15 protein-coding genes are annotated in these 23,697 nt (G+C 66.7%); 7 read left to right on the forward strand and 8 right to left on the reverse strand.

Translation table 11 applies throughout. From position 1 onward, the window contains the following. The first annotated feature begins 36 nt into the window (after positions 1 to 36). The 3 genes from C7I55_RS05700 to C7I55_RS05710 are packed head-to-tail and all read left to right on the forward strand — an operon-like array spanning position 37 to position 4,696. Positions 37 to 2,046, forward strand: coding sequence for a tetratricopeptide repeat-containing sulfotransferase family protein (locus C7I55_RS05700; RefSeq protein WP_106511940.1), 2,010 nt, complete (start codon positions 37 to 39; stop codon positions 2,044 to 2,046). Continuing rightward, entirely contained in the window at positions 2,043 to 3,200 is a 1,158-nt protein-coding gene (locus C7I55_RS05705) for an aspartyl/asparaginyl beta-hydroxylase domain-containing protein (RefSeq protein WP_106511941.1), read from the forward strand. The genes C7I55_RS05700 and C7I55_RS05705 overlap by 4 nt, the downstream gene beginning before the upstream one ends. Next, positions 3,197 to 4,696, forward strand: a complete 1,500-nt coding sequence (locus C7I55_RS05710; protein ID WP_233222068.1) for a putative 2OG-Fe(II) oxygenase — start codon at positions 3,197 to 3,199, stop codon at positions 4,694 to 4,696. Before C7I55_RS05705 ends, C7I55_RS05710 begins: the two co-directional genes overlap by 4 nt. Positions 4,697 to 4,749: 53 nt before the next feature. On the opposite strand, the gene clpB is transcribed toward C7I55_RS05710, so the two are convergent. Then, positions 4,750 to 7,353: an ATP-dependent chaperone ClpB gene (gene clpB / locus C7I55_RS05715; protein ID WP_106511942.1), complete on the reverse strand. Its 2,604-nt coding sequence runs from the start codon at positions 7,351 to 7,353 to the stop codon at positions 4,750 to 4,752. Positions 7,354 to 7,420: 67 nt separating this feature from the next. Next, positions 7,421 to 9,031, reverse strand: coding sequence for a M28 family metallopeptidase (locus tag C7I55_RS05720; protein WP_106511943.1), 1,611 nt, complete (start codon positions 9,029 to 9,031; stop codon positions 7,421 to 7,423). A 102-nt stretch (positions 9,032 to 9,133) separates the two neighbouring features. Between C7I55_RS05720 and C7I55_RS05725 the strand changes: the two genes are divergently transcribed. Beyond that, positions 9,134 to 12,163, forward strand: coding sequence for a M16 family metallopeptidase (locus C7I55_RS05725; protein WP_408640583.1), 3,030 nt, complete (start codon positions 9,134 to 9,136; stop codon positions 12,161 to 12,163). Positions 12,164 to 12,213: 50 nt separating this feature from the next. Here the strand turns inward: C7I55_RS05725 and C7I55_RS05730 are convergent, their stop codons facing one another. After that, positions 12,214 to 13,281, reverse strand: coding sequence for a 5-(carboxyamino)imidazole ribonucleotide synthase (locus C7I55_RS05730; RefSeq protein ID WP_106511945.1), 1,068 nt, complete (start codon positions 13,279 to 13,281; stop codon positions 12,214 to 12,216). Next, the gene (purE, locus tag C7I55_RS05735) at positions 13,278 to 13,754 is read right to left on the reverse strand and encodes a 5-(carboxyamino)imidazole ribonucleotide mutase (protein WP_106511946.1); all 477 of its coding nucleotides are present in this window, start codon (positions 13,752 to 13,754) and stop codon (positions 13,278 to 13,280) included. The genes C7I55_RS05730 and purE overlap by 4 nt, the downstream gene beginning before the upstream one ends. A gap of 184 nt (positions 13,755 to 13,938) precedes the next feature. Here purE and C7I55_RS05740 point away from each other — a divergent pair, with 184 nt between their 5' ends. Next, positions 13,939 to 14,523 (forward strand): GGDEF domain-containing protein, encoded by a 585-nt coding sequence (locus C7I55_RS05740; RefSeq protein ID WP_106511947.1) that lies wholly within the window; start codon positions 13,939 to 13,941, stop codon positions 14,521 to 14,523. 12 nt (positions 14,524 to 14,535) lie between these two features. Here C7I55_RS05740 and C7I55_RS05745 read toward each other — a convergent pair whose 3' ends face one another. The 4 genes from C7I55_RS05745 to C7I55_RS05760 form a co-directional block, all read right to left on the reverse strand. After that, positions 14,536 to 16,773 (reverse strand): xanthine dehydrogenase family protein molybdopterin-binding subunit, encoded by a 2,238-nt coding sequence (locus C7I55_RS05745; RefSeq protein WP_106511948.1) that lies wholly within the window; start codon positions 16,771 to 16,773, stop codon positions 14,536 to 14,538. Beyond that, complete coding sequence (locus tag C7I55_RS05750) at positions 16,773 to 17,759, reverse strand: FAD binding domain-containing protein (RefSeq protein ID WP_106511949.1); 987 nt, start codon at positions 17,757 to 17,759, stop codon at positions 16,773 to 16,775. The genes C7I55_RS05745 and C7I55_RS05750 overlap by 1 nt, the downstream gene beginning before the upstream one ends. After that, positions 17,756 to 18,277, reverse strand: coding sequence for a 2Fe-2S iron-sulfur cluster-binding protein (locus C7I55_RS05755; protein WP_106511950.1), 522 nt, complete (start codon positions 18,275 to 18,277; stop codon positions 17,756 to 17,758). Before C7I55_RS05755 ends, C7I55_RS05750 begins: the two co-directional genes overlap by 4 nt. 203 nt (positions 18,278 to 18,480) lie before the next feature. Continuing rightward, entirely contained in the window at positions 18,481 to 19,596 is a 1,116-nt protein-coding gene (locus C7I55_RS05760; RefSeq protein WP_106511951.1) for a hypothetical protein, read from the reverse strand. Between the two features lie 214 nt (positions 19,597 to 19,810). On the opposite strand from C7I55_RS05760, the gene C7I55_RS05765 reads away from it, so the two are divergent. Together C7I55_RS05765 and C7I55_RS05770 are read left to right on the forward strand one after the other, a co-directional pair. Beyond that, a complete protein-coding gene (locus tag C7I55_RS05765; protein WP_233222069.1) occupies positions 19,811 to 22,504 on the forward strand; it encodes a TonB-dependent receptor in 2,694 nt (897 codons plus the stop codon). 3 nt (positions 22,505 to 22,507) lie between these two features. Then, a complete protein-coding gene (locus C7I55_RS05770) occupies positions 22,508 to 23,596 on the forward strand; it encodes a Ca2+-dependent phosphoinositide-specific phospholipase C (protein WP_233222070.1) in 1,089 nt (362 codons plus the stop codon). Positions 23,597 to 23,697 lie beyond the last annotated feature (101 nt).

Below are 23,697 nucleotides of genomic sequence, written 5' to 3' on the forward strand. Positions count from 1 at the left end.
TTGCCTTGCGGTCACGAGGTAGCCAGACTTCCCGCAATGACTGACAATGCCGCGCTCGATCCGGTCACCGCCGACACGCTCCGCACCGCCGTCTTCGCGGCGCGAACAGGTGATCTCGGACGCGCCCGCCAACTCGCCGAATCCGGTCTCTCCAACGGCGGCGACGTGGTTGCGCTCAACGCCTTCCTCGGAATGGTCTGTGCGCGCGCCGGTGAGCCCGATCGCGCCATCGCCCATTTGCGCAAGGCGCATGAGGGACGGCCTCAGGACATCACCATTGCTTGCAATCTGATCGCTGCGCTGATCGACGCCGGCAGCCTCGAAGACGCGATCGCGGTTGCGACGCCGGGTCTCGCCATGGCCGACGCTTCCCACCGCGTCGGCCGCTATCGCGGGTTCCTAGCGCAATCGCTGGGTCGCTTCGCCGACGCCGTGCACGCTTATGAGCAGGTCGTCGCCGCCGTACCGGGGGACTTCGAAAGCTGGAACAACCTGGGGAATGCCCGCCGCGCTACCGGTGATCTCGACGGCAGCGTCGCCGCGCTGCTGCGCGCCAACGAACTCGATTCGTCCGCACCGTTGCGCCTCAATCTTGCCTCGGCGCTGATCGCTGCCGGCCGGGCCGATGAGGCAGAGCGAGTGTTGAAGCGCACCGGCATCGATTTTCCCGACGACGCCAAGGCGCTGACTGAATTGTACGTCCTGCTGAAGCAGCAGGGCCGCGATGACGAGGCATTGCAGGTCATCGGACAGGCGATCGGGCGTGACCCCGATGATGCCGGGTTGCAGCTCAAATATGCGATCGAGCTCGGGCAGTTCATGCGGGCGGAGGAGGCGGAGCGCGCCTATCGCCGCGCCATTGCCGGCGATCCGCGCCTCAACGACGCCTATCTCGGGCTCGCGATCAATTACGAGCACACCAATCGCGAGGAGGAGTTCGCCGCGCTTGCCGAATTGGCCCGGGCGAACGGAGTCGATGCGGGTATCGTTTCGTTCATCGAAGCCCTTGCGCTTCGCCGCGCCGGCCAATGGCAGGCGGCGCTGGACTCGCTCGATCGCGTGCCCACCCTCGTCGAGCCGGAGCGCAGCGCCCACATTCGAGGCACTCTCCTGGACCGGCTCGGCCGTTCGGACGATGCATTCGCCGCTTTCTCGAAGGCTGCGCGGTTGCACGCCGCCCATCCTTCGGAGCCGGTGAACCGAGCGCGGCAGTTGCGCGACAATCTGCGGCGGGAGATGGATGCGCTTACCCCCGAATGGCGGGCCAACTGGGGCGCCGGCGCACCCGCCGCAAGCCGCCCCGCCCCTGTCTTCCTGGTCGGCTTTCCGCGCTCCGGGACGACGTTGCTCGACACGATGTTGATGGGCCATCCCGAGACCCAGGTGATGGAGGAACAGCCGCCGCTTACCTCGGTGAATGCCGAGATCGGCGGGTTCGATGCAGTCGCGGGGATGGATGAACGGGCAATCGTCGCGGCCCGGGCCCGCTATTTCGAACTCGCCGGTGCGCATGTCGATCTCGGCCGCGGGGGCCTGATCGTCGACAAGTCGCCGCTGCACATGAACAAGGTGCCGCTGATCCATCGGCTCTTCCCGGACGCGCGGTTCATCCTGGCGTTGCGCCATCCCTGCGATGTCGTGCTGAGCTGCTTCATGAGCAATTTCCGGCTCAATGCGGCGATGTCCAACTTCCTCCGGCTCGAGGACACCGCCGAGTTCTACGATCTGAACTTCGCCCATTGGGAGCGAGCCCGCATCCTTCTGCCGATTTCGGCCTACACCGTCGTCTACGAAGAGATGATCGAGGATCGGGAGGCGGTGCTGCGGCCTCTCTTCGATTTCCTCGGGCTCGACTGGCGGGCCGAGGTGCTCGATCATCAGCGCACCGCCGCCGCGCGCGGGCTTATCACCACCGCGAGCTATTCGCAGGTGCGCGAACCAATCTACAAGCGGGCCGCCGGTCGCTGGCTGCGCTATCGCGACCACCTGGCGCCGGTCCTCCCGACCCTGCGGCCGTGGATCGATAAATTCGGCTACGCCCTGTGAGCGGCAACGCCGCCGCTTTGGTGGCAGAGGCCGATCGCGCTTCGGCGGCACAGGATTTCGTGCAGGCGCAGGCGCTGCTGCGTCAGGCCGCAGAACAGGCGCCGGACGATCCATCTATCTTCCTGCGCCTCGCGGGCATCAGCCGTGCCCTGCGCCAGCCACGTGTCGCTCTCGATGCCGTCCACCGTGCACTCGCGCTCGCGCCGCTCGATTTCATGGGCCTATTGATGCGCGCGAGCCTGCTCGATCAGGTCGGCCAAGATGCGGGCGAAGCGTGGAGCCATGCGCTGGCGCAGAAACCGTCCGGTGAAATGCCGCCCCAAATAGCGGCTGCGGTAGCGCAGGGCGAGAAGCGTCTCGCAGCCTGGCTGGAAGTGCGCGAGGCGCGGCTGCGGACCGGCATGGCGCGGGCGGAAGCGCGCGCCGACGACGAGCAGCGGCGGCGCATCGACCGCTTTCGCAGCAATGTCCTCCGCAAGACCCGGCCCTATCACAGCGAGCCGACCCATTTTCATTATCCGAGCCTCATCGAACACGAATTCCACCCCCGCTCCGCTTTTCCGTGGCTCGCCGAGCTCGAGCAGGCGACAGAGGCGATCGCCTCCGAGCTCCAGGCTGTAATGGCGGCGGAGCGCGCCGAACTGGTCCCCTACATCCAATATGAAGACCATTTGCCGCTGGCGCAGTGGCAGCCGCTCAACCGCAACCCCGATTGGACGGCGATCCACCTCCTTCGCAATGGCAGGCGCGTCGAGGCCAATGCGCGTCATTGCCCTGGCACGCTCGCCTTGCTGGAGCGCCTGCCGCAGCCGGAGATCGCCGGCGCCTCTCCCAATGCGATGTTTTCGCTGCTGGCGCCGGGAACCGCAATTCCCGCCCATGTCGGCGTCAACAACACGCGCCTCGTCTGTCATCTGCCGTTGGTCGTACCGGATGGATGCTGGTTTCGAGTCGGTGCCGAAACCCGCTTCTGGAAGCGTGGCGAGGCCTTCGTCTTCGACGATACGATCGAGCATGAGGCACTCAACCCCACCGACCAGCTCCGCATCGTCTTCATTTTCGACGTCTGGCATCCCGGGCTCGGCCTCGTCGAGCAGGACGCCGTCGCTGCGCTGATCGCGGCGGACGGCGGGACACCCGCGGGCGAGCGGTGAGCTTCTCACAGGCGCTTGCCGATGTGCAGACGGGGCGCTCCGATCCCGACGCACTTGCCGAGCTCGCCCGCGCTGCCCTGGGCGAGGGAGAGGAAGAGCGGGCGCTTCCCTATCTGGCTGCGGCGACCGCATCGGCGCCGAGCGCGCGCTTGTGGCAATGGAAGGGCCTGCTCGAGCGCGGCCTCGATGCGCATGACGCGGCGCTTTCTTCCTTTGCCGCGGCCGCGCGTCTGGCGCCGTCGGATCCGAGCATCGCCCATGGCCGGGCGCAGGTCGCGCTCGAGGCGGGGGTGAATGCCGTCGCCTTCTTCGAGCAGGCTAACCGCTTCGCGGGCGTAAAATCCGACATTCTGCTCGGGCTTGCCGCCGCCCGCGCCGCGGCGGGGCGAGGAGACGAGGCTGCGGCGGAGCTGGAAAAGATTCTCACGCAGGCGCCCTTGTGGATCCAGGGCCATGTCCAGCTTGCGCAGTTGCGCGCGACCCTCGGTCGACCGGAACTCGCGACCGCCTCGATCGAGCACGCGCTCGCGCGGTTGCCGGGCGAGGCGGATCTCTGGCGCTGCCTGTGCGATCTCCACCTGAAGCGCGAAGACTATCCGGCGCTCGGTGCATGCGTGGCGCGCGCAACCGCCGCGGGTCAAGGATCAGCGGTGACCCAGGATTATTCGGCAATTGTCGCCGCCGAGACGGGAGACGTCGAGCGTGCCGACGCGCTGTTCGCATCCGCGGCGAGTGACCTCCTCGCCGTCTGGCAGGTGCGGCATCTCCTCAGGACACGCCGCTTCGCAGAGGCCTCCTGGCTGATCGACCAGGTGCTGGAGACGGATCGTGCGCCGGCGATCTGGCCCTATGCCGCGACCGCGTGGCGGCTGACCGGCGATCCACGGAGCGCGTGGCTTGAGGTGCCCGGCAGCGTGGCCTTCGTCGATCTGCGGAAGGAGCTGCCGGCGCTGGACCGCCTCGCCGCCCTTCTGCGCTCGCTGCACCGCGCCCGGGGCGAGTATCTAGATCAGTCGGTGCGGGGCGGCACGCAGACCGACGGCCCGCTGCTCAGCCGGATCGAGCCCGACATACGGATCCTGCGAGCAGCGATCGTCGGGGCTGTGCAGCAATACCTCGATCGCTTGCCGCCCGTCGATCCAAGCCATCCGCTGCTCGGCCCCAGGCGCGATCGCCGCATCCGCTTTGCCGGCAGCTGGTCGGTGCGGCTGCGTGGACACGGGCACCATGCCAATCACGTCCATCCGCAAGGCTGGATAAGCTCGGCTCTCTATATCGCGCTGCCCGATCGCCAGCCCGGAGACCACCCGCATGCCGGCTCGCTGTCGCTTGGGGTGCCACAAGCCGAACTCGGGCTCGATCTGCCGCCCGCCCAGATGATCGCTCCGCGGCCGGGATACCTCGCCCTGTTTCCCTCGTGGCTGTGGCACGGCACCCATTCGTTCCCGGCCGGCGAAAGGCTCACCGTCGCGTTCGACGTCGCGCCCCCGCGATGAGCGACCGGAGGACGGAGCACCCGCTCCGCCCTCCTATCTTAGATGCGATACGCTCAGGCCGCCGCCGCGGTCTCCGGGCCCTCCGTTCCGAGCACCAGCCCACCTTCGCCTTCCTCGACGCGCACCAGCGTGCCGTCGCGCACGTCGCCGCGCAGAAGAGCGTCGGCGAGCGGATCCTGCAGATATTTCTGCACCGCCCGCTTCAGCGGCCGCGCGCCGTAGACTGGATCGTAGCCGACTCGGCCGAGCCAGGCGCGCGCGCCGTCGGTGAGATCGAGCCGGATCTTGCGGTCGGCGAGCAGCTTCTGGACCCGCGCCACCTGGATGTCGACGATCGGCCCCATATGCTCCGCAGCGAGGCGATGGAAGAGGATGATTTCGTCTAGGCGATTGAGGAATTCCGGCCGGAAATGGGCGCGGACCACCTCCATCACCTGCGGCTCGACCTCCTCGACCTTCTGCCCGTCGGACAGGCTGGTCAGATACTGGCTGCCAAGGTTCGAAGTCAGGATGATGATCGTGTTGGTGAAGTCGACGGTGCGGCCCTGTCCGTCGGTCAGGCGGCCGTCGTCGAGCACCTGGAGGAGGATGTTGAACACGTCGCCATGCGCCTTCTCCACCTCGTCGAACAGCAGTACCTGGTACGGCCGGCGCCGCACCGCTTCGGTGAGCACCCCGCCTTCCTCATAGCCGACATAGCCGGGTGGCGCGCCGATCAGCCGGGAGACGCTGTGCTTCTCCATGAACTCCGACATGTCGATCCGCACCATCGCGCTGGGATCGTCGAACAGGAATTCGGCCAGTGACTTGGTGAGCTCGGTCTTGCCGACGCCCGTGGGCCCGAGGAACAGGAACGAGCCGAGCGGCCGGTTGGGATCCTGGAGCCCGGCGCGCGAGCGGCGGATCGCCCGCGACACCGCGGCGACCGCATCGGCCTGGCCGATCACCCGGCGGCCGATCTCCTGCTCCATCTGCAGCAATTTCTCGCGCTCGCCCTCCAACATCCGCTCCATCGGGATACCGGTCCAGCGTGCAACGACCGAGGCGATGTCCTCCGGCGTTACTTCCTCGCGCAGCATCGCGCTCTGGCTTGCGGCCTGGGCAGCGGCAAGCTGCTTCTCAAGATCGGGAATGCGGCCATATTGGAGCTCGCCCGCCTTGGCGAGATCGCCGGCGCGCTGCGCCTGCTCGAGCTCCAGCCGCGCAGCGTCGAGCTGCTCTTTCAACTTGCCCTCGGCCGCGATCTTCTCCTTCTCCGCCTGCCAGCGCTGGGTGAGCTCGCCCGATTGCTGCTCGAGATTGGCCAGCTCTTCCTGCAGCGCGGTCAGCCGTTCCTTGGAGGCACGGTCGGTCTCCTTTTTCAACGCCTCGCGTTCGATCTTCAGCTGGATGATGCGCCGGTCCAGCGTCTCGATCTCCTCCGGCTTCGATTCCACCTCCATACGAAGCCGCGATGCGGCCTCGTCCATCAGGTCGATCGCCTTGTCGGGCAGAAAGCGGTCGGTGATGTAGCGGTTGGACAAGGTTGCAGCAGAGACCAGCGCGCCGTCGGTGATGCGGACGCCGTGGTGAAGTTCGTATTTCTCCTTGAGGCCGCGCAGGATCGAGATCGTGTCCTCGACGGTCGGCTCTCCGATGAACACCGGCTGGAAACGCCGCTGCAGCGCCGGGTCCTTCTCGACATATTTGCGATATTCATCGAGCGTGGTCGCGCCGATACAGTGCAGCTCGCCGCGCGCCAGGGCGGGCTTGAGCAGGTTGCCCGCATCCATCGCGCCTTCCGATTTTCCGGCGCCGATCAACGTGTGCATCTCGTCTATGAACAGGATGATGTCGCCCTCGGCGCCCTTCACCTCGTCGAGCACGCCCTTCAGCCGCTCCTCGAACTCGCCGCGATACTTCGCGCCGGCGATCAGCGAGCCCATGTCGAGCGCCATCAGCTTGCGGTCCTTCAGGCTGTCGGGCACGTCGCCATTGGCGATGCGCAGCGCCAGACCTTCGGCGATCGCGGTCTTGCCGACGCCGGGGTCGCCGATCAGCACCGGATTGTTCTTGGTGCGACGGGCGAGGATCTGGACGGTGCGGCGGATCTCCTCGTCGCGGCCGATCACCGGATCGAGCTTGCCGTCGCGCGCCGCCTGGGTGAGGTCGCGCGCGAACTTCTTCAGCGCGTCATAGCGGTCCTCGGCGGTCTGGGTGTCGGCGGAGCGCCCGCCACGCAGCTCGTTGATCGCTGCATTGAGCGCTTCGGCCTTGACCCCGGCATCCGCCAGCGCCTTTCCCGCTCCGGTGTTTGCGGCCAGCACCAGCGCCAGCAGCAGCCGCTCGACGGTCACGTAGCTGTCGCCCGCTTTCTTGGCGATCTGCTCGGCTTGATCGAGAACGCGGATCGAGTCCGCGTGGAGGCCTGGCGCGCTTCCGGCGCCGCTGCCGGTGACGGTCGGGATCTTGGCGAGCGCCTCGTCCGTTTCCCGCCGTGCCGCTTCCGCGCTGCCGCCGGCGCGGGCGATCAGGCCCGCCGCCATGCCCTGCTCGTCTTCCAGCAGGGCTTTCAGGATGTGCTCGGGGTCGATCCGCTGATGGTTCATGCGTGCCGCGACGGTCTGCGCCGACTGCAGGAAACCCCGCGCCCGATCGGTGAATTTCTCCAGGTTCATACGCCCCTCTCTTGGTTCGGACGGGATATGGTGTGGCTTTTTAGCAACACAAGAGGGGCGACGCCCCTCAGGGGCGCGCCGCGTTCGGCTGCCCCTGCGCCAGCGTCTTGCCGAAGAAGCTGTCTTCATACCAACGCGGCGCTTCGGCGCTGTCGGCGATTTCGCGCGCGATCAGATAGTTGATCCGCGCGAACTTGGCCCCGGCCTGCCAATCGATCGGCTGCGCGAGATCGTCCTTCGGGCCGTGATAGACCTTTTCCAGGAAGCCGGTGAATTTCTCTTTCCCGCCATTGGCGAAGCCGGTCATCAGGAACACCGACGGGACGCCCTTCTGCACGAAGCGGTAATGGTCGGAGCGGGTGAACAGGCCTTCCTGAGGCAGTGGATCGGGCGCAAGGGCAACCCCCATCTTCGCTGCGGCCCGCGCCACGATCGGGCCCATCGTGCTGTGCTCGGCGCCAAAGGCGATCACGTCCTGGAAATCGTAGAGCAGCACCGGCATGTCGAGATTGACCACGCCGACCAGTTTCTCGGCGACGGGATTGTTGGCGAGATATTGCGCGCCGAGCAGCCCGTCTTCCTCGGCGGTCACGGCGGCGAACAGGATCGAACGCTTCGGCCGGCTTCCGCTCTGACTCATCGCGCGGGCGACCTCGATCATCGTGGCGACGCCGGTGGCATTGTCCATCGCACCGTTGTTGATCTTGTCCTCGCCATCGCCATGAATGCCGAGATGGTCGAGATGGGCCATCAGCAGCACCGTCTCGCCAGCCAGCGCCGGATCCGACCCGGGCAACATGCCGACGACGTTCTCGCTCATTGTCGCGCTGCGCGTGTTCGCTTGCTCGAATCTGACGGTCGGCTTCAGCGCAAAGCCTTTCGGCCGACCCCGGGAGCGGTCGGCCTCGGCGAGCACCTTCTTCAGCGGGGTGCGGGCGCCGGCGAATAAGGCTTCCGCCGCTTCGCTGTCGAACGTGGCACGGAAGCGGATCCCCGGCGCGGGCGAATAGGGCGCATCGTCCTTGCCGATCCAGGTCAGCATCGGCTCGCCCGCGCGGGCGAGCACGCGCGCCCACGGACGGTTCTTGGCTTCGGCGTTGGTGCGCAGCGTGATGATGCCGATCGCGCCATTCTGCTCGGCCATGCGGCGCTTCTCGCTGTTGAGATGCGCACCGACGTCGCTCGGCATGTCCTTGGGATAGCCGCCGAGCATCGCCACGATCTTGCCGCGAACGTCGAGCCCCTTGTAGTCGTCAATGCCGGCCTCGGGCGCGTCGATGCCGTAGCCGACGAACACAACCGGCGCCTCGCCGGTCTGCGCGCCCTCGGCCGGTGCCGGATTGACCACCACGCCCTCGCCGTGCGCGAAGCGGCGGCCGCCGAAAGCCACTGCAGAGGCCGCGCCGTCGATGGTGAACTGCGCGAACGGCACCTTCTGGTACCAGCCGCCGTCGCCCGCCGGCTTGAGGCCCAGGCCCTCGAACTGGCTGGCGACGTACAGCGCGCCAAGATCGAAGCCGCGCGTGCCCGCGTCGCGTCCTTCCAGTCGGTCGTCGGCAAGGAAGGCGACATGCCCGCGGAAGCGTTCCGGCGTAAAGGTCGGCTCGGTCGTCTGGGCGGAAACGGCGGCGGAGAGGAGCAGAGAGACGGCGGAAGTGGCGAAAAGAAAGCGGCGCATGAACGATCCCGAAAACGAGCGATGACGCGCCGTGCTACCGCAAAGGCGCGCGACCCGAAAGCGCTTGCGCCTCCGCATGTTGCGCGCTGCGCCGCGCTTTGTATGGTGCGCGCACATCAGACTCGGAGATTGCCGATGCGCCGGATTGTTCTTTCTCTCGCGCTCCTCACCGTCATGGCCCTGCCGGCCTGCACGACGGCGTCAGGAGGCGGGGAGCCGCAGACGGCAAGCGCCGCGTCGCCCGAAGCTGCTTCCGCCGAACCGGCCAAAGCGGCACCGGCGCCGATCGCCTCGCTCGTCCGCCAGGTCGAGATACCGTATGAACAATTCACCCTCGACAACGGCCTGCGGGTCATCGTCCACGAGGATCGCAAGGCGCCCGTCGTCGCGGTATCAGTCTGGTACAATGTCGGATCCAAGGACGAGCCCGCCGGCAAGACCGGGTTCGCGCACCTGTTCGAGCACCTGATGTTCAACGGCTCCGAGAATTCTCCCGGCGACTATTTCGAACCGCTCGCGGAGATCGGTGCCACCGATTATAACGGTACCACCTGGTTCGATCGCACCAACTATTTCGAGACGGTGCCGCGGCCGGCGCTCGATCGCATCCTGTTCCTGGAGAGCGATCGGATGGGCCATCTGCTCGGCGCCGTGACTCAGGAAAAGCTCACCAACCAGATCGGCGTCGTCCAGAACGAGAAGCGACAAGGCGATAACGAGCCCTTCGGACTGGTCGAATATGCCCAGCTCGAAGCGCTGTTCCCGAAGGGCCATCCGTATAACCACTCGACGATCGGCTCGATGGCCGATTTGGACAAAGCGAGCCTTGCCGACGTCAAGGCCTGGTTCCGTGAGCGCTACGGCCCCAACAATTCGGTGCTGGTGATCGCCGGCGACGTTTCGGCGGCAGAAGCGCGACCGCTGGTCGAGAAGTATTTCGGCGACATTCCGCGCGGTCCGGTGAATCGCCCCGCCGAAGCCGACGTGCCGACCCTTCCGGCGCCCAAGACCCAATTGATGCACGACCGCGTCGCCAACACGCGCCTCTACCGCAACTGGGCGGTGCCCGGTCTGCTCAGCCCGGACATGGTGACGCTCGACGTCGCCGCCGGTGTGCTCGGCGGTCTCGCCAGCTCGCGGCTCGACAACGAGCTGGTGCGCAAGGATCAGAGCGCAGTGCGGGTCTCCGCCTCGCTGCAGCCCTTCCACCGCATCAGCATGTTCGAAATCACGGTCGACGTGAAGCCGGGCGTCGATGCGGACGGCGTCGCCCGCCGCCTCGATCAGATCCTGGCCGATTACATCGCCAACGGCCCGACCGAGGACGAGGTCCAGCGTTTCGTCACCAACGACGTCGCTGGCCGCATCCGCGGGCTGGAGTCGGTCGGCGGCTTCGGCGGCAAGGCGGTCGCCCTCGCGGAGGGTGCGCTCTACGCCAACGATCCCGAATATTATCGCAAGCAATTGCTCGCTTACGCCCGCACCACCCCGGCCGAGGTCAAGGCCGCGATGCAGAAGTGGCTGACCCGCCCGGTCTACGCGCTGCGGGTCGATCCCGGCGAGCGCGAAGCCTATGAGGAAGCCGCCGGCTCCCGCGGCACCGCCGCCAGTCAGCGGCCGCGTTATTACTGGCAGCCGCAGCCCGGCGAGAAGCCGATGGCCCCGCTGCCGTTCGTCGCCGACGATGCTGCCGGTGCTGGCGGCGGTGCTGCCGCGGCGCAGCCGGCAAAGGCCCCGGCCCGTCCGCTGCCGCCGCTCGGCACGATCGAGAATCTCGATTTCCCCGACGTGGAGCGCGCGCGCCTCTCGAACGGCATCCCGATCGTCTATGCCCGCCGACAGGCGGTGCCGGTGGTCCGGATCGCGGTCGAGTTCGATGCCGGCGTCGCCGCCGATCCGGCAAATGCGCTCGGCACCCAGGTGCTGACCTTGCGGCTGCTCGAGGAAGGCACCACCAGCCGCAACTCGATCCAGATCGCCGAGGAGCAGGAACGGCTCGGCGCCGACGTGTCGCCGAGCGCCTCGCTCGATCGCACCGCAATCCAGCTGACCGCGCTCACCCCAAATCTCGGGCCGTCGCTCGATCTGCTCAGCGACGTCATCCGCAACCCGGCCTTCGATCCGGGCGAGGTCGATCGCATCCGCGCCCAGCAGCTGGCGCAGATATCGCAGGAGCTGACCCAACCCAGTGGGCTTGCGTCGCGGACGCTTCCGGTCGCGCTTTACGGTCCCGGCAGCCCCTATGGCCGCTCGCCGAGCGGCAATGGCGATCCGGCGGTGGTCGCACGTCTCACCCGCGACGATCTGATCCGTTTCCACCAGACCTGGATCCGGCCGGACAATGCGACGATCTTCGTCGTGGGGGACCTCCCGCTTGCCGAGATCGTGCCCCAACTCGAAGCCCGCTTCGGCAATTGGACGGCTCCCGCCGTGCCGAAGGGCAGCAAGGACTTCGCTGCCGCTCCGGCCGCGCCGAAGCCCCGGATCATCCTCGTCGACCGGCCGCAATCGCCCCAGTCGCTGATCGCGGCCGGCTACGTCCTGCCGGTCAGGGGCACCGATGATCCGTTCCTGCTGCGCGCGGCCAACGAAGTGCTCGGCGGTGACTTCCTGTCGCGGATCAACATGGATCTGCGCGAGACCAAGGGCTGGTCCTATGGCTCGGGCAGCGCGGTGAGCCTGCGTGAGCATCAGGTTCCGTTCGTAATCAACGCGCCGGTCCAAGCCGACAAGACGGGCCCGGCGGTCAAGGCGATCATGGACGATATCGGCGCGTTCACAACCCGGCAGGGCGTGACCGCAACCGAGCTCCAGCGGGTGATCAACGGCAATACCCGCGAGCTTGCCGGACAGTTCGAAACCTCGGATGACGTCCTCGGCGCCCTCCGCTCCAACGCCCTCTATCGCCGCCCCGACAATTATTGGGAAACCATTGCCGAGCGCTACCGCGGCCTCACCGCCGCGCAGCTGGATCAAGCCGCCCGCCAGATGATCGATCCGAAGAAACTCGTCTGGGTCGTCGTCGGCGACGCCACCAAGGTCGGCCCCCAGCTCAACGGCCTTGGCCTTCCCGTCGAAGTGGTGAAGCCCGCCGCCGCGCCGACATCGGCGGCAACGCCCGCCGCGCAGTAAGCGCCGCCTCTTGTTTCCCCTCCCTTTTCGGGGAGGGGGCAACAGGCAGGCTACCGCACCAGCCGGGTCACATGCCCCATCTTGCGCCCGGGCCGGCCCTCGCCCTTGCCGTAGAGATGTAGATGTGCGGTCCGGTCGGCCAGGATCTCGCACCAGCGCCCGGCATCGTCGCCGAGCAAATTCCACATCTCCACCCGCGGTGCGGTAAGATCGACCGCGCCGAGTGGAATTCCGCATATCGCACGGATGTGGTTCTCAAACTGTGAGGTCAGCGCGCCTTCGATCGTCCAGTGGCCGCTATTGTGCACCCTCGGTGCCATCTCGTTGAACATCGGACCCTGGGACGTCGCGAAGAACTCCAGGGTCAGCAGCCCGACATAATCGAGCGCATCGGCGACGGTCCGCGCGAGTGCCTCGGCCTCTGCGATCTGCGGCCTCAGCTCGGCCGGCGCCGGCACTTCGGACCGGGCGAGAATGCCGCCGTCATGGCTATTGCGCGGCACCGGCCAGGTCACGGTCTCGCCGTCGGCGCCGCGGCAGAGCAGGATCGAGAACTCGGCGGAGAAGTCGACGAACGCTTCCAGGATCGAGGGCGCGCTTTGAACGGCCTCCCACGCGGCCTCCGCGTCGGCCGGAGTCATGATCCGCGCCTGGCCCTTGCCGTCATAGCCGAACCGGCGCGTCTTCAGCACCGCCGGAACGCCCACAGCCGCCACCGCCGCGTCGAGCTCTGCGCGGGTCGAAACCTCCGCGAACACCGGCGGCCGTCCGCCGAGGTCGCGCACGAAGCTCTTCTCCGCAACCCGGTCCTGCGCGATCTCGAGCGCGCGTCGTGGCGGGTAGAGCGGCGCTTCTGCCGACAAGGCGGTCAACGGCCCTGCCGCGATATTCTCGAACTCGTAGGTGGCGACATCGACGCTTCGTCCGAACCGCGCCAGTGCCGCCTCATCGTCCCACGCGCCGCGCGTGAACAGGGCTGAGACCTCGGCCGCCGGGGGCGCCTCGTCGGGCGCATAGATATGGCATTTGTAACCCAGCTGGGCGGCGGCGATGGCGAGCATCCGGCCGAGCTGGCCGCCGCCGACGATCCCGATCGTGGACCCCGGCGCAATCGTCATTCGGGCTGTTCCGAAACGCTTTCCGTCTGCGCTTGCCGCCAGGCCTGCAGTCGCTCGGCAATGGCCGTGTCGCTGGTCGCCAGGATCGACACTGCGAACAGGCCGGCGTTGATCGCCCCCGCCTTGCCGATCGCGAGCGTGCCGACCGGGATCCCGCCGGGCATCTGGACGATCGACAACAGGCTGTCCATGCCCGACAGGGCCTTGGATTCCACCGGCACGCCGAGCACCGGCAAATGGGTCATAGACGCGGTCATGCCCGGCAGATGCGCAGCGCCGCCGGCACCGGCGATGATCACTTTCAGGCCGCGGCCGGCCGCGCCTTTGGCATAGTCGTAGAGCCGGTCCGGAGTCCGGTGGGCTGAAACGACCCTGGTCTCATGCGCGATCCCGAGCGTCTCCAGGATCTCCGATGCATGGCGCATCGTCTCCCAGTCCGATCGACTGCCCATGATGATCCCGACCGCTGTCATGCCCCACCCTCTCTCTCCGGCGAAGCGGCACCTCTTAACCGCGGGTACGGACACGCGCAATTGCATGCCGCCGGTTGTCCGGAACTTGCGGCGCTGTCGTGGGCAAGGCCTATGCACCGTTCGCCCAAGGGTTGCGCCGTCCGCTTTCGCTCTCTGTTAACTGCCTGGTGTCTATAAGAGTCGGATGACCGACCAGTCCGATCGCTTCGCCGGCACCGCCGCCGCATCGCCTGCCGAGGAGAATGCCCTCCTTCGCGCCGCACTCGCCGATGCGCAGCGCCGCATCGAGGAGCTCGAGGCGCTGGCCGAGGCCGATCCGCTGACCGGCCTCGCCAACGCCCGGCGCTTTGCCCGCGAGGTGGAACGGGCCACCGGCCGCGCGACCCGTCACGCGACGCCAGCCGCTCTGGTCGGCTTCGATCTGCGCAACCTCGCCGTCATCAATGCGCGCCATGGCCGCGCCGTTGGGGACGCCGCGCTCGCCCATCTCGCGCGCACCCTCTCAAGCCTGATCCGCGCCAGCGACCAGCTCGCCCGCACTGGCGGCTCGGAACTCGCCTTGCTGTTCGATCACTTCGATTCCGACAGCGCGATCGAGACGTCCGAGCGCCTGCAACGCTGCATCGCCCGGACCCCGCTCGATCTCGGCAGCGACAAGGTGCCGCTGGAAGTGGTGGTTGCCACCACCGGGATCATGCCCGGCGACGAACCGGAGGGCGTGCTTGCCCGCGCGGCCCGCAACATCGCCCGGGCGCGCGATGAGGCCTGACCGCTCCTCCGTTTAAAGGTCCGGCAGCCCCGGCAGGATCTTGTCGAGCGTCAGCGGGTAATCGCGGACCCGAACCCCACAGGCATTGTAGATTGCGTTGGTGATCGCCGCGCCGGCCCCCGAGATGCCGAGCTCGCCCAGCCCCTTCGCGTGGAGCGGGTTCGAATGCTGGTCGCGCTCGGCGACGAACAGCACCTCGAGCTGAGGTACATCGGCGTTGACCGGGATATGGTATTCGGCAAGGTCGCGATTGACGAGCTTGCCGGTGCGCCCGTCGTGCAGCAATTCCTCGGTCAGCGCCGCGCCGATGCCGAAGGTCATGCCGCCGAGACATTGCGATCGTGCCGTCTTCTCGTTGAGGATCCGCCCCGCTGCGAATACGCCCAGCATCCGCCGCACCCGCACCTCGCCGGTGACCGCATTCACCGCCACTTCCGCAAAATGCGCGCCGTACGACGCCTGGGTGACCGCATCCTTCTGCTTGCCCGGGCTGATCGCGCCCATCGCCTCGATGCCGTCGCCGACCAGCTCGGCGAGCGGCATCGACTTGTTCTGAGCGATGGCGAGGCCGTCCTTCAACGTCATCGCCCCGGGCTCGACGCCGAGCGTCTTCGCAAGCTGGCGCCGCAATTCCTCGCAGGCGAGATAGACCGCCGATCCGGAGCCGCAGGCCCCCCAGGATCCGCCGGATCCGCCCGATGCCGGCATGTCGCTGTCGCCGAGCCGCACGTCGACCGATCTGGGATCTAGGCCGAGCAGCTCGCCGGCGATCTGCGACAGGACCGAATAGGTGCCGGTGCCGATGTCGGTCATCGCCGTCTCGATCACCGCACGTCCCGACGGCTCGATCCGCACCTTCGCTTCTTCGCTCTGCAGCAGGTTGCTGCGCGCCGCCGCGGCCATGCCCATGCCGATCAGCCATTCGCCCTCACGCCGCTGAGCTGGTCTCGTCTCGCGGGCGTCCCAGCCGAATGTCTGCGCCCCGAGATCGAGGCATTCCCGGAGCGAGCGGGACGAGTAGGGGACGTTCTTTTCCGGATCGAGCAGCGGCTCGTTGCGGCGCCTAAGTTCGACCGGATCGATCGCCATCTGCTCGGCGAGCATGTCCATCGCGGTCTCGAGCGCCAGCATGCCCACCGCTTCCCCCGGGGCGCGCATCGATCCCGACAGCACCAGGTTCAAGCGCACCTGATCGTGGGTGATGAGCCGGTGCTCGCCGGGATAGAGGAAGTGGGTGCCGATCCCCGCCGGCTCGAAATAGTCCTCGCCCGGCAAGTTGGACGTCAGGGTCTCGTGTCCGATGCCGATCAGCCGCCCATGGGCATCGGCGGCGAGCCGGATACGCTGCTCGGTGTTGGAACGGCGCACGGTCGCGTCGAACACCTGCTGGCGCAGCATCACCGCCTTCACCGGTCGGCCGAGCCGCTTGGCAGCGATCGCCGCGGCGGTGGTCTCGGGCGCGATGCCGAGCTTCGATCCGAAGCCGCCGCCGACGAAATGCGAAACGATCCGCACCTGGTCCTTGCCGACGCCCAGCGCATCGGCGAGCTGCATCGCATCCTTGGTCGGGATCTGGTAGGATCCGTACAGCGTCAGCCTGTCCTCGTCCCACATCGCCACCGAGGCGTGCGGCTCCATCGCCGCCGAGTTCTGGCTTGGCGTGGTGAAGCTCGCATCGACGGTGAACGCCGCCTCCGCCATCGCCTGGTCGAGATCGCCCTGGCCGAAATGGGCCGGCGTGTTGTTCTCCGGCGGCACATCGGTTTCGTGCTTGTGCGCGGCGAAATCGAACCGTCCTGCCGCTTCTTCATATTCCACCGGAAGCCGGATCGCGGCGTCGCGCGCCGCCTCGTAGCTCTCGGCGAGGACGATCGCGATCACCTGACCGAAATAGACGATCTCCTCCACACCCTGGGTGGGCGCCTCGGTCTCCCCGCCCTGGCCGGGATTGCGGATGAAGGTCTTGAAGTCGGTGACGACGTCGATCACGCCGGGCAGCGAGGTCACCGCCTCGGCATCGATCGAGACCACCCGCCCGGCACCGCGGCGGGCGCCGACCAGCACGCCATAGGCCATGTCGGGGAACACGTACTCCGCGGAATAGAGTGCCCGTCCGCTGACCTTGAGCGGACCTTCGTAGCGGTCGAGCGGCTTGCCGATCACATTCTGCGCGCCGATGTCGAGCAGACTGGTCGGCTGCGGCGCGTCCATGCGCAGGCTATTGGTGTGGCTCTTGCCCAATCCGAACATCAGCGGCCTCCCGTCAGATCTTGCAGGGTCGCGATCAGCGTTCGCCGGGCGAGCGGGATCTTGAAATCATTGTGGCCGAAGCCGCGTGCGTCCCGGACCAGTGCGTCGGCCGCTGCCTCGAACAGCGCCTTGCCGGGCGTTTGGCCGATCAGGATGTGCTCGACCTCGGGATCGCGCCAGGGCTTGTGGGCGAGACCGCCAAAGGCGAGGGCGGCCTTGGCGATGCGCCCGTCCTCCACTTCGATCACGGCCGCGACTGAGACCAGCGCAAAGGCATAGGATGCACGGTCGCGGACCTTGCGATAGGCATGGCGGCCGCCCGGCGGCGGCGACGGCAACTCGACATGGGTGATCAGTTCGCCTTGCTCCAGGATCGTGTCGATGTGCGGCCTGTCGCCCGGAAGCCGGTGGAACTCGGCCATCGGGATGCGCCGGCGGTCGCCGTCCGCTTTCACCGTCACGATCGTCGCGTCGAGCGCGCGCATCGCCACCGCCATGTCGCTCGGGTGGGTTGCGATACACTGGTCGCTGGTCCCGAGGATGGCGAGGATCCGGTTGACGCCGCCGATCGCGGAGCAGCCGCTTCCCGGTTCGCGTTTGTTGCAGGGCGTCGCGACGTCGTAGAAATAGTAACAGCGCGTCCGTTGCAGCAGATTGCCGCCGGTGGTCGCCTTGTTGCGCAGCTGGCCGGTCGCGCCGGCGAGCAGGGCGCGGCTCAGCACCGGGTAATTTCGGATCACGTGGGGATCGGCGGCGAGATCGGAATTCGGCACCATCGCCCCGATCGTCACGCCACCATCCTCGCGGGTCTCGATCTTCGCCAGCTCGAGCCGGCTGACGTCGACGAGCCTTTCCGGGGTCTCGACCTGCAGCTTCATCAGATCGAGCAGGTTGGTTCCGCCGGCGATGAATCGCGTGCCCGGTGCAACGGCGCTCGCTGCGGCCTGCTCCGGCGTGTCGGCGCGTTGATAGTCGAACAGCTTCATGCGCCCACGTCCGATCCGGTCCGCGCGTCTGCGCCGGCGACTTCGCGGATCGCATCGACGATGTTCGGATAGGCTGCGCACCGGCAGAGATTCCCGCTCATCCGCTCGGAAATTTCGGCATCGTCTAGCGACACCTGCTCGAGATCGGTCGAAGCATGGCTCGGCCAACCCTTGGCGATTTCGTCGAGCATGCCGACCGCCGAGCAGATCTGCCCCGGTGTGCAATAGCCGCATTGATAGCCGTCATGGTGGAGGAAGGCCTGCTGCATCGGGTGCAGAGACCCGGGTTCGCCGAGGCCCTCGATGGTGACGATCTCGTCCTCCTGATGCATCACCGCAAGGCTGAGGCAACTGTTTACCCGTCGCCCGTTGACCAGGATCGTGCACGCGCCGCACTGGCCATGATCGCAGCCTTTCTTGGGGCCGGTGAGGCCGAGATGCTCCCGGCAGAGATCGAGCAGGCTCGTCCGGATATCGGGCTCCACCTCGTGAAGCCGGCCGTTTATCGTGAAGCGCATAGGTCGAACATCCTCATCCGCGCATTTCCGCACGGCCGCTCGACGCGAGCGGATCAACGGGCTAACTCGCAATTCCCGGAGGAGTTGCCCGCCGGAATGCGACCTCGTCCTTTTGCGGTACTCTCGCGCCCAGTACGCGCCCAGTAGGCGCCGATGCCCGGCAGATCCGCCCGCCGCGCTGGCGCGCGCGCGCCGCCGGCGGGTTACGTCTTCTTTCGTCCGAACACGGGTCGTTGGCCGATGCGGGGCGCAGGCGGAGGAGGAGCGCTCGAAGTCGGCCCTTTCGCCCGCACTGTGAACCTTGCGCCGATCCGCTCCGCCATCGCGCGCTTCTCGCGCCATTCATTCGCGAGGGCCATTTTGGCTTCGGCATCTCCCGGCATCAGTTCGGGCGGGGGCATGCGGTCGTCGAAGATCCGGTCGCGCGGCACATAATCGGCCGACACGAAGCCGTGCTCCCGGTGCAGCAGGGGCGTCAGCACATAGAGCGGGAGATCGTCGGCCTCGGCGTCGCGATGCACCACGCGATACGACACGCTGTGATCTTCCGGTCCGAACGTGTCGCCGTCGGGAATGACATAGCCGTTGTCGATCGTGGCGATTCGAAGAAAAGTGAGGATGATTTCGTAATTGGCTGCCCAGGGAAGCACGCTCGGTTCGACCAGTACCTCACGGCCGAGGAAGTGGCGCACCCCGAACGTTCGGATGCCGACTTTCGGCGCTTCCCCGCTACGCCCGCGCTCGCCGAACAGATAGGGGTGAACGTGGAGCGGGCTCGGCGTTTTGGGGGCAGCATAAGCGTCGAACGTCTCGCCCGGGATCAATTGGTTGCTTTGAGTCCAGTGCACCACGCTCGGAGGCGCGTGGTCGCAAGCAATGCGTGCCGCCAGAGCGCAGAGCTCTAGCCGGGCCTTGAACTGCGGCAGCGACTGGCCCTCCATCGGCAGTCCAATCAGCGCCAGCGCCTGCATCGCCTCGGGTGAGTTTCCCAGAACCCCGTGGGATACGTTGATCAGGATCATCGACCGGTTCCGGACCAGCCTTTCGCGGACGTCGGGGCACAGCAAGCCGGTGACCCTGGACGCCAGCGGTTGCTGGAAAAGCGCCATGTCGGCTGCGCGATCGACATATTCGAACGTGATCGTCATCTCGTCGGCGCCGAACAGCCGATAGAAGAGGCCGGGCTTCGATTCCGGCACGTTGAAACGGGTGCCGGAACGCGCCTCCTCGATGCGGAGGAAGGTGCGTACGATCGATTCCAGATCGTCGACCCGCCGCTCGAACAGCAAGGCTGCCTGGATATCGTTGGGAAATTGCATCGCGACCCCTCACCACGAAATCGAGGGCTGGCCTAACTATATCCCGTTGGGATTTGGTAAACTCGGCGACTCCCGAGCGCCACCCGTCCGTAACCGGCCGTCACGAGACCGCCCCGAGACCGTAACGGATTCGCAACGAGTGCGCCGCCAAACCGAAACGGCCGCGCCCTAAGGACGCCCCCGACGGCCACATGGCCCGGGGGAGATTATTGAAATGTCGAACTGTTGCCGCCTGCTCTGGGCGACCCTTCCGTTCACCATGGTCGCACTGGCGCAGCCCGCCCATGCGCAAGCCGCGACCGAGACTGCGCCCGATCAGCAGGGGCCTGATCGACTGGTAGCCGCCGAACAGCCACCCGCCACGCCCGAGCAGCAGCTCGCCGCGGAGGAGGAAATCGTCGTCACCGCTTCTTATGCGCGCAGCCTCGCCGCTGCGACCGAGACCAAGCGCCAGGCTGCCTATGGCGTCGATTCGATCGCTTCCACAGACATCGGCAAGTTCCCGACCCAGAATGTCGCCGAGGCTCTGCAGCTGGTCAGCGGCGTTGCGATCACCCGACCGCGCGGTGAGGGGCTTTATGTCAGCGTCCGCGGCCTCGGTCCGCAATTCCAGAGCACGTTGATCAACGGCCGCACCGTCGCGCTCAACGATCTTATCGAGAATGGCGGCGCCAACGGTCGCCAGTTCCGCTTCGAGATGCTGCCGGCGGAATTCGTCTCGCGTATCGACGTGGTCAAGACGCCGACCGCCGACATGACGGAGGGCGCTCTCGGCGGCAATATCGAGGTGCTGACCTTTCGTCCGCTCGACGTCGGCAATCGCACGACGGTCAATCTGCGCGGCACCTACACGACCCTTACCGAGAAGGTGAAGCCGAACGCCACCATCCTGTCGAGCTACAAGAGCGACGACGAAACGTTCGGTATCCTCGCTGCTGCGCAATATTGGGGCAAGGAGGTCCGCAACGACCGCTTCATGAACTTCGGCTGGAACCTCGACAAGTTCGCTTCGGTGCTCGGAACCGGCTTCTACACGCCCACCCGCACACGGCCGACGATCGAGACCGAGGATCGCAAGCGCATTTCCGGTCTCTTGTCGGCGCAATGGCGCCCGTCCGAGGAACTTGAGACCACGATCGATATCATGGCGACGCGTCTCGACGTCGCCTATGACGAGTTCGGGATCGACATCTACCCGGACGACACCAGCGTCGCCGGACACAGGCCTGTGCTGGTTCCCGGATCGGTCAAGCTCGACGGCAACACCGTGGTCGGCGCGACGATCAACGACGTCCGCTTCATGGCATCACGCGAGTACAGCCTGAACCGCCACGATCTCCTGACGGTGGGGCTGAAGCAGCTGTGGACACCGGACCGCTGGACGGTGACGGCCAATTTCAATTACTCCTACGCCCACAGCTTCCATCCGAGCTATGCCGAAGGCACGGTGCGCAGCCGCGCGATGTTCTTCGCGCCGCTCACCTACGATGCCTCGGGCGGCTACAAGGTGCTGCCGACGATCACGACCACGAAGGATCTCACCGATCCCGCGAACTACATCATCTACCCGTTCAACATCGCGCCCAAGAACAGCAAGGACTGGGACGCCTACGGGCGTCTGGACGTGGCGCGCGCGCTGGACGGATTTCTCACCAAGGTCGCTGCCGGCGGCGAATATCATTGGCGCAAGCGCGATTACCGGCGCCGCGACTTCAACGTGAATTCGGCCAACAACCAGCCGCTGACCGGGTTCGGACCGGGCGCCTACGAGACCATCCCCTACGACGATTTCCTGGACGGCGTTTCCGGTAACACGCCGCGCAACTGGCTGGTGCCGATCACCGCGGCTTTCTACGATCGCCTGTTCACCGATGCGGTGGCGAGCGCGCCGCGGACGCCAGGCGACCTGCGGGCATCTTACATCGTCGAGGAGAAGATCGCGGCCGGTTATGTTCGGGCCGATTGGGCCTTCCCGCTCGGCAGCGTCGATGTCACGGGCAATCTCGGCCTGCGCTATGTCCACACCGATCAGGTGGCGAGCGGCACCCTGACGATCGGCACCGCGCCGACTCCGGCCAGTTTCCCAAAAACGTTCAACAACTGGCTGCCGAGCTTCAACCTGCGCGCCGCCCTGACGCCCGATCTGATCGCGCGTCTCGCCGCCAGCCGCGTGCTCACCCGTCCCAACGTCACCCAGAGCGCGCCGCAAATCAGCGTCTCCACCGACGCGCCGACCGCGAGCGGGGGCAATCCGGATCTGGAGCCGTTCCTCGCCACGCAGTTCGATGCGTCGTTGGAATGGTATTTCAACCGCAAAGGCTCGTTGACCGGTGCCATCTTCTACAAGGCGATGGACGATTACATCACGGCCCAGAACATCAATATCGACATCCCGGGGCGCGGCACCGTCCTGCTCAGCACCCAGGTCAATGGCGGCAATGCCAAGGTCTACGGCTTCGAGGCGGCCTACAACCAGGTGTTCGATTTCCTGCCGGCGCCGCTCGACGGCCTCGGCATGCAGGCCTCTTACACCCACACGTCGGTGAAGGCGGATTACACCGCGGGTGCGCGACCGATCGTCGACCAGCTGATCGGCCTGTCGAAGAACAGCTTCAACCTCGTCGGCTTCTACGAAAAGGGACCGTTCGCCGCCCGGCTGTCCTACGTCTGGCGCGACAAATATCTGGCGGGCACCGGCAGCACCACCCAGGCGCCAACCTATGTCGCGCCGGTAAGCTCGCTCGACGGCAATCTCTCCTTCCGGGTGACACCTTCGATTCTGCTCAGCCTCGAGGCGATCAACATCGCCGGCAGCAAGGTCTACACCTACAATGACGACGATCTCCGCTTCGGCGAGATCAATTATTACGGCCGCACCTTGCTGTTCGGCGTCCGGGCGGAGTTCTGATCGGTGCAGGCGATCCTCTTCGCCGCCGCGCTGGCGTCCGCCGTCGCGGCGGCGCCACCGTCGGCGATGAACGATGTCCAGGTCGTCGGCTCGCACAACAGCTTCAAGGCGCCCATCCCCGCCGCAGTGATGGCAAAGCTGCGCGCCGCCGATTCCAAGCTCGCCGACGGCCTCGATTATTATCACGTGTCGCTTGCCGCGCAGCTGGAAGCCGGCGTCCGCCAGCTCGAACTCGACATCTTCGCCGATCCGCAGGGCGGCCGGTATGCCGAGCCGAAGGGCGAGGCTCTGGCGCGCGCGGCCGGTGAGCGCACCGGCTTCGATCGAGAGGCGATGCGGAAGCCCGGCTTCAAGGTCTTCCATATCCCGGACGTCGATTATCTCAGCACGTGCGCGACCCTGGTCCGCTGCCTTGGCGAGGTTGATCGCTGGTCGCGGGCACATCCCGATCATCTGCCGATCATGATCACGATCAACGCTGCCGACACGCCTTCCAATCGTTCCGGCATCGCCAGTCCGCTGCCGCTCGACGACGCGGGTCTGCTCGATGCGCTCGATGCGGAGATCCGTTCCGTGCTGCCAGGCAAGCGCCTGATCACGCCCGACGATGTCCGCGGCACCGCGGCCACCCTCAGGGACGCGGTCCGGACCCGTGGCTGGCCTGCGCTCTCGGCAGCGCGCGGCCGAATCTATATTCTGCTGGACGTCCGTCCCGCCGTCTCCGATGCGTATCGCGCCGGCCATCCCTCGCTCGCAGGACGCGCGATGTTCGGCTGGTATGCCGACGATCAGCCCGAATCGGCGGTCCAGATCGTCCAGGATCCCCTCGTCGACGGCGATCGCATCCGCGCCTGGGTCTCTGGCGGGATCATCGTGCGCACCCGCACCGACGCCAATACGCGCGAAGCCCGCGCCCGCGACTACAGCAAGGCCGAGGCCGCCCTCGCCAGCGGCGCCCAGGCGGTCAGCACGGATTATTATCCCGGCGCCCCCGATCCGCTCGGCACCGGCTTCGTCGTGACCTTGCCCGATGGAGCGATGGCGCGGTGCAGCCCGGTCCGGGTGAACCAAGGCTGCGCGCTTCGACCCTGAGCCACTTCGCACGAGAAGAAGAGCCACCCCCGCCCCCTCCATGAAGTCGCGGATGGGAGGCCATCTGAGATCGACGAAAACTGAGGACCTCCCCCTTCAGC

The sequence above is a fragment of the Allosphingosinicella deserti genome, assembly GCF_003012735.1.
GTDB classification, from domain to species: Bacteria; Pseudomonadota; Alphaproteobacteria; order Sphingomonadales; family Sphingomonadaceae; genus Allosphingosinicella; species Allosphingosinicella deserti.

Coding starts and splice junctions, on each gene's coding strand:
- purE (WP_106511946.1), bottom strand. CDS start 13,754: ATGACAGCGGTCGGGATCATCATGGGCAGTCGATCGGACTGGGAGACG.
- C7I55_RS05725 (WP_408640583.1), top strand. CDS start 9,134: ATGGTGCGCGCACATCAGACTCGGAGATTGCCGATGCGCCGGATTGTT.
- C7I55_RS05745 (WP_106511948.1), bottom strand. CDS start 16,773: ATGTTCGGATTGGGCAAGAGCCACACCAATAGCCTGCGCATGGACGCG.
- clpB (WP_106511942.1), bottom strand. CDS start 7,353: ATGAACCTGGAGAAATTCACCGATCGGGCGCGGGGTTTCCTGCAGTCG.
- C7I55_RS05730 (WP_106511945.1), bottom strand. CDS start 13,281: ATGACGATTGCGCCGGGGTCCACGATCGGGATCGTCGGCGGCGGCCAG.
- C7I55_RS05720 (WP_106511943.1), bottom strand. CDS start 9,031: ATGCGCCGCTTTCTTTTCGCCACTTCCGCCGTCTCTCTGCTCCTCTCC.
- C7I55_RS05750 (WP_106511949.1), bottom strand. CDS start 17,759: ATGAAGCTGTTCGACTATCAACGCGCCGACACGCCGGAGCAGGCCGCA.
- C7I55_RS05755 (WP_106511950.1), bottom strand. CDS start 18,277: ATGCGCTTCACGATAAACGGCCGGCTTCACGAGGTGGAGCCCGATATC.
- C7I55_RS05765 (WP_233222069.1), top strand. CDS start 19,811: ATGTCGAACTGTTGCCGCCTGCTCTGGGCGACCCTTCCGTTCACCATG.
- C7I55_RS05760 (WP_106511951.1), bottom strand. CDS start 19,596: ATGCAATTTCCCAACGATATCCAGGCAGCCTTGCTGTTCGAGCGGCGG.
- C7I55_RS05740 (WP_106511947.1), top strand. CDS start 13,939: ATGACCGACCAGTCCGATCGCTTCGCCGGCACCGCCGCCGCATCGCCT.
- C7I55_RS05700 (WP_106511940.1), top strand. CDS start 37: ATGACTGACAATGCCGCGCTCGATCCGGTCACCGCCGACACGCTCCGC.